This is a genomic window from Vampirovibrio sp., from assembly GCF_041737375.1.
Classification (GTDB): domain Bacteria; phylum Cyanobacteriota; class Vampirovibrionia; order Vampirovibrionales; family Vampirovibrionaceae; genus Vampirovibrio.
On the sequence record NZ_JBGSRV010000017.1, the window covers coordinates 1 to 11,349 of the forward strand.

At 42.2% G+C, this 11,349-nt stretch carries 9 protein-coding genes; 7 read left to right on the plus strand and 2 right to left on the minus strand.

Going from position 1 to position 11,349, the window contains the following annotated elements; genetic code table 11:
- Positions 1 to 197 precede the first annotated feature (197 nt).
- Both ACEW81_RS11185 and ACEW81_RS11190 read right to left on the minus strand, forming a co-directional pair.
- Complete coding sequence (locus tag ACEW81_RS11185) at positions 198 to 1,760, minus strand: nucleotidyltransferase (RefSeq protein ID WP_373533071.1); 1,563 nt, start codon at positions 1,758 to 1,760, stop codon at positions 198 to 200.
- Positions 1,720 to 2,964: an HNH endonuclease gene (locus tag ACEW81_RS11190; RefSeq protein WP_373533072.1), complete on the minus strand. Its 1,245-nt coding sequence runs from the start codon at positions 2,962 to 2,964 to the stop codon at positions 1,720 to 1,722. The genes ACEW81_RS11185 and ACEW81_RS11190 overlap by 41 nt, the downstream gene beginning before the upstream one ends.
- A gap of 375 nt (positions 2,965 to 3,339) precedes the next feature.
- Here ACEW81_RS11190 and ACEW81_RS11195 point away from each other — a divergent pair, with 375 nt between their 5' ends.
- The 7 genes from ACEW81_RS11195 to ACEW81_RS11225 all read left to right on the plus strand — a co-directional run bounded on the left by ACEW81_RS11195 (position 3,340) and on the right by ACEW81_RS11225 (position 11,296).
- A complete protein-coding gene (locus ACEW81_RS11195) occupies positions 3,340 to 4,419 on the plus strand; it encodes a tyrosine-type recombinase/integrase (protein WP_373533073.1) in 1,080 nt (359 codons plus the stop codon).
- 24 nt (positions 4,420 to 4,443) lie between these two features.
- Positions 4,444 to 5,025 (plus strand): hypothetical protein, encoded by a 582-nt coding sequence (locus tag ACEW81_RS11200; RefSeq protein WP_373533074.1) that lies wholly within the window; start codon positions 4,444 to 4,446, stop codon positions 5,023 to 5,025.
- A gap of 378 nt (positions 5,026 to 5,403) precedes the next feature.
- Complete coding sequence (locus ACEW81_RS11205) at positions 5,404 to 6,315, plus strand: toprim domain-containing protein (RefSeq protein WP_373533075.1); 912 nt, start codon at positions 5,404 to 5,406, stop codon at positions 6,313 to 6,315.
- Entirely contained in the window at positions 6,305 to 7,570 is a 1,266-nt protein-coding gene (locus ACEW81_RS11210; RefSeq protein ID WP_373533076.1) for a DNA primase family protein, read from the plus strand. The genes ACEW81_RS11205 and ACEW81_RS11210 overlap by 11 nt, the downstream gene beginning before the upstream one ends.
- Positions 7,571 to 9,895: 2,325 nt before the next feature.
- Positions 9,896 to 10,396: a hypothetical protein gene (locus ACEW81_RS11215; protein WP_373533077.1), complete on the plus strand. Its 501-nt coding sequence runs from the start codon at positions 9,896 to 9,898 to the stop codon at positions 10,394 to 10,396.
- Positions 10,397 to 10,775: 379 nt separating this feature from the next.
- Positions 10,776 to 11,048, plus strand: a complete 273-nt coding sequence (locus ACEW81_RS11220; RefSeq protein ID WP_373533078.1) for an antirestriction protein ArdA — start codon at positions 10,776 to 10,778, stop codon at positions 11,046 to 11,048.
- A gap of 41 nt (positions 11,049 to 11,089) precedes the next feature.
- The gene (locus ACEW81_RS11225) at positions 11,090 to 11,296 is read left to right on the plus strand and encodes an antirestriction protein ArdA (protein WP_373533079.1); all 207 of its coding nucleotides are present in this window, start codon (positions 11,090 to 11,092) and stop codon (positions 11,294 to 11,296) included.
- The last annotated feature ends 53 nt before the right edge of the window (positions 11,297 to 11,349 follow it).

Here is an 11,349-nt window from a genome sequence, read left to right on the forward strand (position 1 = left end):
TAGCGGCTTTCCAACCGGTTTTTTACAGCCGTTTCTTCTGATTTTTTTACGACGAAGTTTTTTTTGTAACCCAAAGAACTGGTCGTGATAAAATCCAAAAATCTCTAATTCAAAGTGGATCTAAATTAAGGACCCGGTCACAGTCATGTGGTGATTGATCATCCTATTTACTGAGGGGTTGGCTTAAAACACAACCCTTACTCAACATTCACTACAAACTCCCTGCTTCGGGCGACGCACACTCCATTTTTGATGATGAAACATTCGATGCAATGAGATCCCGTATACTCGGTACCTTCCATACGCACAAGTGGGTTATCAAAGATATTACCGCGAAGTCCTCGTGAATTGGCGGCTTGAGTACCAGTATTAACAACCTGCCATTTGACGTCGTATGGTTGCGGAACATTAGGATAGGCTGTGAACTTCAAGGATGCGTATTTGGGAAGAGCGGTACCATCACTATAGAATTCGGTGTATGGGCCATTACCGTATTGCATTTCCCCACGAATGGTGACAGTGTATTGAGAAATATCGGGCCAGCGCAGCGCTTCACGATGCGGAAGATTGAAAAATTGACGTATGGCTTGAGGCGCCCGGCGAGCAACCGCAGAAGAGACGCTTTTAGTTTTTTCGACTAGATCTGATAGTGAAGGGCCTTGGGTTAATGGGGGGCTTCCAAAACTTTTTTGAACTGCTTTTGTAGCGGCATCTTTACCGTAAGCAGCTTGGAGTTTGACCGAGACGTCTTCGTAGCTTCGCGAGTGAAGTAGGTCGATGTGAAGCTGCTCAAGGGCATCCAGCCATCGGAAGAAGTTTAGCATTTTTCGAGGGTGGTCTTCCCATTTGTCTGCAAAATTTTCTAAGGGATTAACTGGATTCGGTACCCAAAATTTGCCATTGATTTTTTTTATTTCAGCACGCATACGGGGGATACCCTGGTATAGGGTCTCCATCAAATCTTCTTCGTTTTGGTAGGCATGCGCAGCAAGAGTTGTAATGATAATCGAGATCGGTTTATCGTCATCATTCTGAAACATAAGATCACGATGGCGCTTCAAGAGCTGAACCATTCGTTGAAGGGGAGTACGAACCTTATAATCGGGAACGTCTACGACTTCAGCCTTCATAACTTGTGCCTGGATGAGCCGGTGCTTCTGAAAGGTGGTTGCCATCCTAGTTTTAAACCATTCTGCATAGCCTTCGGGGTTGCTTCTCGGCCACTCGATATCGTGATCCCAAGTCGCGCTGTCCGTAATGCAGATAGCATGTCTAGCATGACTTGGATCAACGCCATGTTGGATAAGACGTTGCTTGTGTGCAGCATCATCCGGGATGGCAGGCAAAACATCAAGATGGAATTTGGACCCGTCGGCGTATTTAAGTGTCCAGCAGCGTCGCCCACCCCCAGGAGGCTTAAGCATCGCCTTGTACGTCTTATGGTTTTGAAGACGACGACCAACGATAGCCTTAAGATCTTTTTGATGAGCGAATGTGAAAAGGGTGGCATGACGTAAAAGACAAACGGCATCGACATCATAGTCACCGCAATTCTGGGGATGAATTGCGGTGCCAAGCCTGAATGAGCCTTGTGAAAAAATTACGGGGTCATATTTATCGAGGTCAGGACACTCGCTGAGCCAAGCACCTACAGCATCATAGTGCTGTTTTGCCTCGTCATATTTACTGAGAGGAATATCAAGATCAGAAGCGAGCTGTTCAAGAACTAATGACAGATCCTTCTGGGCGACATTGTTCATGATTGACTAATTCTCCTACAGGTAAAGCGCGTTGATTAATGTCGAGAGCGTAAATAAAACCACCCAGTTGCTGACCCTCATCATAGACACGAAGAGGTGGGTCGGCCTTCTCAAGCAAAATCCGACCCATCTCGACAGCGATGGAATTCGGAATCGCGGGAAAAAGATGGATTGCCGCAGATCCATGCATGACTTTGATTTGGTCTAGACATTCCCTCATTGCCAAGCGGAATTCACTGAGTTGTTCTGGGCTTTTCAGGAAGTTAGTGCTGGGGACCTTGATTGAGAAGACCCAAGGGTTAAAGTTGTCACCAAGGATCGCCTGTATGCGATCTAGAGTAATAGTGCCACTAAGCGACATGATCAGAGCTGGAGGTCCGGAAATCGTTGCAGGTGGAGTTAGAATATACCCACCAAACTCAGCAGGGCGGGGCTGCCATTTCCAGTCTTGAACTGGCTCTCGTTGCAATTGACGGATATCCACAGGCGGTAAATGGGTTAAAAGCGAGCCCAAAAGAATCAGAAGTGGAATCGGGGCTACGGCAAATACAGAGATATGGCTAATAGAGTCTTGTCGCAGACGAGGCCGGACCCGATCATTGAACATTTTCATTAGATGAGTAGACTCTACCATCCAGAATTGCTCACTTCGGTCCTCCCAAGTACTATTCTGCATACCAAGAACCAGCCCATCCGGGCTTGCAGGGATTCTTTCCGGGAGTATTGCCTGGCATGCAGCATCATATCTAACCAGCCCGCGACTGGAGCCAATATTCGAGCCATAAATCAGAATTTCAGTGCTCATGTTTGGTTTGATGCCAGTTAAAAGTTGGATTCTGACCTCATGCTTACGTTTCATCTCTTCGAGGCGCTCTCTAGGGTGGCCGGGAACATCGAGATCGTCAATAACCCGGTGACATTGATCGCACATCAACATGAGGTTGCTGATATCTATCTTGAGCCTATCAGAATCGACTGCCTCTCCCCGTGGTCCAGAGGGTTTCCAAGAGACTATGTGAGCAATGTATGCCTTATTCATTTGGCGGAAGGTTAAGTTGTTCCGCCACAGCTCTTCATTGCAATTTTCATATTCACATCTACCGCCGGCAGCTAACCATAGGCGTTTGCAAGTATTCGATGGAATACTCGGGCGCTTCGGATCTTCTTCTGCAGACGAAGACCTACCCTTGGCCGGATTGGGCATTCTTATTTCCCCTAAGCTCTATCTTTGTGCTTGGTGGTAAACACGGGACAAAGAAAATTTAATAGAATCCCATGATCCATGCTCATCGTCTTTGTTCAAGCACAAATAAGAAACATAAGATATTCTTAAGAATCTCAATCTACAGGTTGACTATGGACAAAATTAAAGCCTAGGTCAAAACCTATCCCACCGAACCAGTGACCTCCACAATGTCAATGTGACATAATCTATTATGCTCAATAACTTTCAATCGTTAAAAGCTTTGATTTTAGGCATTTTTAAGGTTATCATGTTATTGAGGCTGATGGAGATTTTTGGAAGAAAGTTGCCCCGCAGTGTCCCATGAATGTCCCATAGAAAATGTAGGATCTGGCCATGGCCACTATAGAGAAACGTGAAGATTTGGACGGCAAGCTGTCTTATAGAGTCAAAATACGCCTCAAGGGCTTTCCCGTTCAAACTGCTACCTTTGCTAGAAAAACAGATGCTAGGCTATGGGCACAGCAAACCGAAGCGGCCATTCGAGAAGGACGGTATTTTAAGTCTTCTGAGCCCAGGAAGCGCACATTAGGCGAGATGATAGACAAGTATAAAAACGAACGTTTGGCTCAGCGTAATGATGACAAAGAAACTGTTGGGCCTCAGTTGCTTTGGTGGAAGGATCAACTTGGACGCTATCTCTTAAAAGATATTAGCCCCCAGCTTATTGCTGAGTATCGGGACAAATTGCTAAATGAACCTATGTTTAAAAAAGGCGAAAAGAAATCTAGAATGCTTTCAAACGCAACGGTTGTCCGATATTTAGCATCGCTAAGTGTTTGTTTTAGCTATGGTATCGAAGATCTGGGTTGGGCAGAATCAAATCCTGTAAAAAACGTTAAGAAACCAAAGCCGGAACGTGGCAGAGTTCGTTTCTTAAACGATCAGGAGCGTAGCCAATTAATCTCAGAGGCCCAAACAGACGCTTATAGTAAGCATCTTTATCCTGTTATTATTCTTGCCCTTCTTACAGGAGCAAGACTGGGCGAAATTATGGGTTTAAGGTGGCAAGATGTTGATTTTAAACGCCGGTCAGTTTTGTTTGAAGAAACTAAAAATGGTGAACGAAGAAGAGTGCCTCTTGCAAAGCCAGCTTTTAGAGTATTAGAAGACCTAAATAAGGTTCGACGAATTGACTCCCCCTTTATTTTTGCTCGTGAAGATGGGAAAAAACCGTATGAAATCCGTAAGCAGTGGGAAAAACTCGTCTCAAAGGTAAATCTTGTCGATTTTCGATTTCATGATTTACGACATACAGCTGCATCTTATCTGGCTATGAACGGTGCAAGCTTGTTAGAGATTGCTGATATACTTGGCCATAAAACTCTTTCAATGGTAAAAAGATACAGCCATCTTACAGAAGGGCATACCTCAAGTGTTATTGAACGGATGGCTCAGCAACATTTTAGTGAATAGTTTATGTACAAAAAGGTTTTTTGAATGATACCTATTAAGCTCAACAACAGGAAAAAACATTTGCTTATAGGTCTTTCAGGTTCAAAGCTTGATGATAAACCCTATCTTCTTAAGAGCAATAAACTGAAGTTCCTGTTAGATGTACTAAGGAATTGTTACGAGCTTAGCATGACTAATGGGACTTATTATCTTCACCCGGACGAAGCCAATTCCATTATCAAAGATCACTTGATGTCTGATCTTACCGCTGAGCAGTCATTGCCTTCTTCTTTTAACGAAAGATTGGGTCATGCTTTACTCTTTCTCATAAAAGATATGGAACAGTATGTTACGCATTCAGAAGAACAAAGCTTTACAGAAAGTTGGGAAAAAAGGCTTGATTTTATAGAGGTCGTCGTGTACAGAGTCAAGTTGACTGATGGGATGAGATGTCGAGTACTCTGGATTTGGAGCAGCGAAAATCACTCTGTGACTCATCTGGCTTTTAAAAATAAATACTGCGTCACTGAAGATGCCATTAAGCAATTAGTTTGGCGTGTAGGTAAAGAACTTAACAAATTTGGTTGGAAGCTTGTAAATTCAGATAATCGATTAACGATTATATAAACAATTAATATTGGCCGATATTTGTAACTCCCCGTCACAACCATACCTTCATAATCAACTTCTGTTAGCAACAGGAGAATGCAAAATGTTTCCAACTGTTTCCATTAATGAGCTAGTGCCTCTCAGTAAAATAGACCATTACCAAAGCGTACTAACGGTTCCTGCTGTCCGTTGGCATCGATTCAGGAATACTAATGGTTTTAATAAAAAAGTATGTCGGATGTTTGGCCGTAAAGTTCTGATCCATTTGCCTTCATTTTTTTCTTGGTTGGAAGAGGGTAATCAGCCCCGCACGTAATTCGCAAAGGGCTATCAGTAATAAACTGCTCAACGCTTCTATGATGGGCGTTAGGGCTTAATTTAATGCGAGGAAAATTTATGAAAAAGGTTTATGACATAGCAGCTGAGATAAATGAATACTCTAGTGGAAGCATCACTACCATAATTCCTGATGAAAAAATTCATCGTGCAGGTAAAAATAACCGATATTGGTACACCTCATCTATAGCCAACGGAAAAAGTGGCGACCAAATCATGTTTTGCACTTTTGGGGATTTCTCTACAGAGGATGAAATAAAAATTTATCAAGTACTTGGAAAGTCATCTCCCAATGTCGTAGCACCTCTAACTAGGGGTAAGATGAGTCTTGAAAAGGAAAAAAGTCAAGAAGATGTTGCCCAAGAGGCATTAAAGTTAGGCAAAATCAAAATTAGGCGAGGTGGAAACGACTATCTTGAAAGGAAAAAAATTCAAGAATATCAAGACCCTGATGTGATTTGGAGAGGGCGCACCCTGCATGTGTCTTGCCGTGATGTGAATGGTAAATTGTGGGGATGGCAAAAAATCAATAATTTGGGCGAAAAATACTTTTGCACTGGTCAAAAAGTTAAAGGTGTCTTTCACACTATTGGTAAAAATAGTAATGGGCCAGTCTGCTTTGTAGAAGGCTATGCAACAGGTGTCACTGTTCATTTAGCAACTGGCTTCCGAACTATCGTTTGTTTCTCAGCCGGAAACATTACTCCTGTAGTTGAAGCGTTTCATTCATGCCATCCAGATCAAGAGCTTCTGATTTGTGGAGATGATGACATAGATGTGAAAAATATTGGACGTGAAAAAGCTACTGAAGCTGCAAGTGCAGTAAGCTGTCCCGTCGTATTTCCGGTCTTTTCAAAGCTGAATGGTAAAAGCACTACCGATTTTAACGACTTGCACTGTATAGAGGGCTTAAAGGCTGTTCGGCAACAAATTCTAGACATGACCGCAGGGAGGAAAAGTTTTGGAAAGTAATCAGACCACTTTTTTCAGCCAACATTCTAACGAGATTGCAGAAAAAATTTTGAAAAAGCATTCAATAATCACTGATGCTCAAGGTCAATTCTATCAATTTGATAGTAGGGTGTGGCAACCCATCTCGAACTATCAGCTAATGCAATTAGCAATGTCTAATGACTTGCCTTCTGCAAAAGCCAGCAGGCGTAAAGAGATTGCTGATTATATCCGCATTAAGGCGCTGAAAGATCCAATTCCCTGGAATAGGATTTCGAAGACACAGGTTCCCGTATTAAATGGAGTTGTCGATTTTATTACAAATAAATTAGAGGCGCACAATGAAAAATATTATCTTAATAAGGTCTTAAATATAAAGTATAAACCAGAAGAAGGCTGTGAAATGTGGCTTTCAGTTTTGAACGACTTGCTTGGAGATGATCCAGAAAAAATAGAAACCCTTCAACTTTTCTTCGGGTATGTACTATTTCCTCATGCCCAGTTTAAAAAAGGGTTGATTTGCTATGGCCCATCTAACACAGGTAAATCTTTGGTGGCTAAAGTATTAGAACTACTTGTGGGTCAATCCAATGTGTGTTCTATCCAGATTGGAGCTATGAGCGATCCCCGAGCTTTAGCGCCGATTAAAAACAAAATGGTTAATATCATCTCAGAACTACCAGAAAATGCGCTAATGGCAGAAGGAGGATTTAAGCAACTGGTTAGCACTGGTGACCCAGTACAAATTGATCCTAAGAATAAACCACCAGAGACAATAACACCGACTTGTAAGCATGTCATTTTCACTAATACATTACCTAAAATTAAAGATACTACTCAGGCAGTTTATAATCGGTTGCTCATTATTTATTTTAAAAATATTATTCCTGAGTCAAGGCAGGCTACTGATTTAATCTGCTGGCTGGAAGAGGAAATTGACGGGATTTTCAATTGGGCTTTACAGGGTGCGAAACACTTGCAGCGAAATCAAGGTAAATTTCCGCAAAGTCAACGGGCTAAAAATGAACTTCAGCAGTATAGAGATAGTCAAAATCCATTGACGAGTTGGGTAACGGAATTGCTCAAGCCTGCTGATGCTTCTGCTTTTATTTCCAATGATGCCCTGTTCCAAAGTTATTCCAGCTTTCCTGATTCAGAAAAAATAACTAAGGCCAGATTTATAAGCCTTCTCAAGGACGCTGGATACCATACTAGTAGGACTAGAACTGTTGGTAAAAGAAGAGTCGGATTACATGCTTACAAACTTGAGAAATAAAGAGGAAGGCTGGCCATCCGGCCATCTTTGTTTAGATCTTTACTTACCAAAAAAAAATATATAAATAAGCCATTATGAGTGACCAGATGGCCAGAAGAATAAAGATTTTGAGAATCAAGCTGGTTTAGATAGGTTTGACAGTGAAATCAGCAAGCCGCTAGTCCAAAGTTTCTTTTTGGTGAGTCTGGTGGGCCTCGCTTCTATTATTCTAGAGTTGATTTAGAATCAGTTTCATTGTTTTAAAGCGCTTTGTGATTTGTGCTGGGTTAAGAGAATGTACTCTGCTAGTAGGTTGTGCCCATTTTCTGGCCCACTGCATGACTGAGGCTGTAGAGATGTGCAGTAGTTTTGCGATAGATTGAGAGCTGTGGCCAACTTCATAAAGAGTGGCTACTTGGCGTTTATAATTATCGCTACGGCCCTGAACCACGACCTTGGTATACTCATAACGGCAGAAACGACATTTCCACCGGCGTTTATTAAGGACATACCCATTTTTGATAGGCGGGCCTTTTAAACAGCGGGGGCAATTCGGACGCATGCTTTCCTCAACTTTAAACACTACCAGTATAAAAGCCTTGAAAGATAATGGGAAAGTTATTTTTTTGCCAGTAGTCAGAAAAACAATTTACTTTACCCATAATACAGAAACAGACACCTTTCAATTCAGGTTAAAACCTATTTTTCATACTATTCTTAAGCCTAATCAAGAAATACTTTCATCTCAATCGCCCCTATTAGAGGTGCTCTCCTGAAAATTCAAAATATTTTGTCAGAGGTTAAAATAGTAATAAAAAGACGATAGATCTATTAATTACTGTAAATAGTAATATAAGATAAAGCCATGGCCAATGATACGAACCTCCCTGCGGTCGCCGCTTGAATCTTCTTGCAACATGTAACTGAATAGCAGATATACTGACCGCCCAAGCAACGAGATACATATAAATACTATATGCATCTTGCTTTACAGAGAGCCTTTAATAAAATGAACGCTCATCAATTCTAAAGAACTCATTCCTGTAAAGGATAATTAAAATCATCATTATGTGACCTGAAACTGCAAGCAGGTGTCCTTTGCACTCCCCCTGTGCTTGAGCATTGCTATTAGTTGCAAGATAAGTTCTCAAGCTGATGAAACGGAAGTGGCAAGTGCCCGAACAAAAACCGGAAGTGTACCCCTATTGTGAATTGATGAGTTTTGGCAAGCTTTAATTCTGCTTACTGGGCGGCGCTTCGATTCAAAATAAATCTTGATTTCGGCCATGGCTTTTCTTGAGCCTGATTAACATTTCTATGCCGAGGCGGTTTTCTTTTTCATCTGGTTATTATTGACAAGTTTGCAGATTGAGCAGTCGTATCAGGTGTATATATTACTGTTAATCTAATCACCTAGTGGCTTAAGCCCCTATATTCTTGTGTATCCTTTCTAGTGTAGGTCGAATGAGTTGTAGATAGGCTCTGCTTTTAGTATGCTATGGAGGTTGTTATCTTTGCGGGTAGCAGCCGGGGCGTAAGAACCCTGCTTGTAGTGGTCAGCATCAGACCATAAAAAGATGCCGTCTTTCCGGTTTTTTAGCCGGGAGACGGCACAATATGTCCAGGCTCCGGCTAAAATGTGCCGTGACCGTCTACAAGCGGTTTCTTAACTCCCGGCTACCCTTCACGGGGTAGCTTTTTACATGATTAAAATTGTGTAAATTGAAAGGGTAAAGCCAATGAAGGACATTTTAAACAATAAAAAAAGAGCTCTGCTTATAGGGTCAGTTGTTTTGAGTGCAGCCTTGATCGGAACATTTCAGGTGAGCCTAAACAACCCAAGCTTTGCTGCCAACAAGGGACACCATTCTCCAGCCAACCAAAAAATGATAATGGTGGACTTTAATGAAAATAGCTACAAATACCATAATCCTAATTGTATTTGGGCCATTCGTTGCACCCATAACTGCATTCGCATCTCCAGAACGGAGGCTCTCCGGCGCGGTGGCGTCCCTTGCCGAATTTGTGGAGGCAGGTAAAATCGAATGCTGGAGGTCATAGCTTGAATTGGGTTTGGATTACTCTTATTGTCTTCTTTTTGCTATTAAGTACCGCTAATCGAAAGGCTGAAGAAAGTATTCAACAACAAGCAGATTTAGAACAAGAGCAATTACAACAAGATGAAGAATTAAGATTTCAAGAACAAGAATACTCTTACTACGAGTAGGATGCTCATGTAAATGAGTTTTAAAAACACGGACACTATTGACGCAAATGGAAACAATAAGTAGCAAGAGAAGGACTAATAAACGCAGGGGCTTTCTTGTGAAAAGAGGTGAATTTTAAATGCAGAAGATTTATACGATTGATTCGACAAACAACTTATCTCACAGATGGTCGTTTTTCAAAGATGAGTTTTGTTTAAATGGTCAACCAATAAAACAGGGCAAGTTGATACTCTTTACAACACATATGGGTAAACCAGCGCAGCTATGGATAAAAACTGCTTTCATGAGGCGTTACCAATGTTTTATCCAAGATGCAGAAGGTGGTAAGAAGCATGATGTTATCGATCTTGAAAGGCACTTTGGCCCGATAATACTAACTGTTCTAATGTTTGTTTTCAGCAATTTTTATTTTGCTATATTATGTCAGCTCATTGTGGAGCGCTGGATTAAGTCTCCTATGAACAAAAAAGAACTCTTTAAAAAAACGGCAAATATTGCATTAGTGGCCAATATTCTTACTTTCTTAACGGCTGGCCTAGCAGATAATGGAGCAGACTTTGTTATGGGCAGTACATTTTATTATGGGATGATACTTATAATTGTTAGATTGTTGGCTTAATTAGGTCGTACTAATCAACAAGAAGATTATTTTAGAGTATAAATTTGGGTCGGGTGCCTCGTTGGGCACCGGGTGCTATGCGATGAGCGGACTATAAAGGATTAGTGGCGGCTATTTCGGTGGTTGAAGGATAGCCCACTCCCTGCGTCGCCCCCTCCCGCATGCGAGGCTCATTAACCTGCTGCCCTTCGCTTGGTATTGTCTGTTCCAGTCCTGAAACATCAAGACCAAGCCCTTCGGGTGGCTTCATTCTTCAGCCAGTCCTGACATTTCAGGCCTTCCACAGAGGAACCCGCTATAAGGTCAGCCTGTTAAAAAATGGCGCAGTGTGCCTATTTTAGCCGATGCGCAGCAGTTCAAGCTTTTGGAGAAATTGAAAATGGCAGTAGAGCAACTAACCCCTAGAATTTATGTGACCTGTTTGTCCGCTTATAACGCCGGTAAGCTACAGGACCGGTGGATGCCTTGTGATGATGTGGATACTCTGCAAGATTCGATTAAAGAGGCTTCTCCTGAACCAGATGCGGAAGAATGGGGCATTCACGACTGTAAGGGCTTTGGCTCGGTCTCCCTGTCTGAGTATCAGAGCTTGGAATCGCAACCGCCATGGCCTAGTTCATCCAAGAGCATGGGCCTTTGGCTTCTGAATTGATTGTCCATTTTGGCGGTAACCTAGAAGAAGCCCGATAAGCTATGGAAGACCGATACGCTGGATGCTATGCCAGCCTGGAAGACGTTGCTGCATCATTGACCGAGGCAGCCGGCGGACTGGAGCAAGTCCCTGAGCATATCCGGGGATATATCAACTATGCCACCATGGCTAGAGACATGGAGCTATGCGGGGATATTTTCACCTTAGAGGCCCATGTTCAGGAAGTTCATGTATTTTGTAATCGCTAGGATGCTTGTAAATGAAAAAGAACAAATGGGACAACAGGTCCGTAATGGGTTAT

Bases quoted from the DNA above. Each gene is read 5' to 3' on its own strand.
- ACEW81_RS11185 (WP_373533071.1), bottom strand. From the start codon at position 1,760: ATGAACAATGTCGCCCAGAAGGATCTGTCATTAGTTCTTGAACAGCTC.
- ACEW81_RS11200 (WP_373533074.1), top strand. From the start codon at position 4,444: ATGATACCTATTAAGCTCAACAACAGGAAAAAACATTTGCTTATAGGT.
- ACEW81_RS11225 (WP_373533079.1), top strand. From the start codon at position 11,090: ATGGAAGACCGATACGCTGGATGCTATGCCAGCCTGGAAGACGTTGCT.
- ACEW81_RS11195 (WP_373533073.1), top strand. From the start codon at position 3,340: ATGGCCACTATAGAGAAACGTGAAGATTTGGACGGCAAGCTGTCTTAT.
- ACEW81_RS11190 (WP_373533072.1), bottom strand. From the start codon at position 2,964: ATGCCCAATCCGGCCAAGGGTAGGTCTTCGTCTGCAGAAGAAGATCCG.
- ACEW81_RS11205 (WP_373533075.1), top strand. From the start codon at position 5,404: ATGAAAAAGGTTTATGACATAGCAGCTGAGATAAATGAATACTCTAGT.
- ACEW81_RS11215 (WP_373533077.1), top strand. From the start codon at position 9,896: ATGCAGAAGATTTATACGATTGATTCGACAAACAACTTATCTCACAGA.
- ACEW81_RS11220 (WP_373533078.1), top strand. From the start codon at position 10,776: ATGGCAGTAGAGCAACTAACCCCTAGAATTTATGTGACCTGTTTGTCC.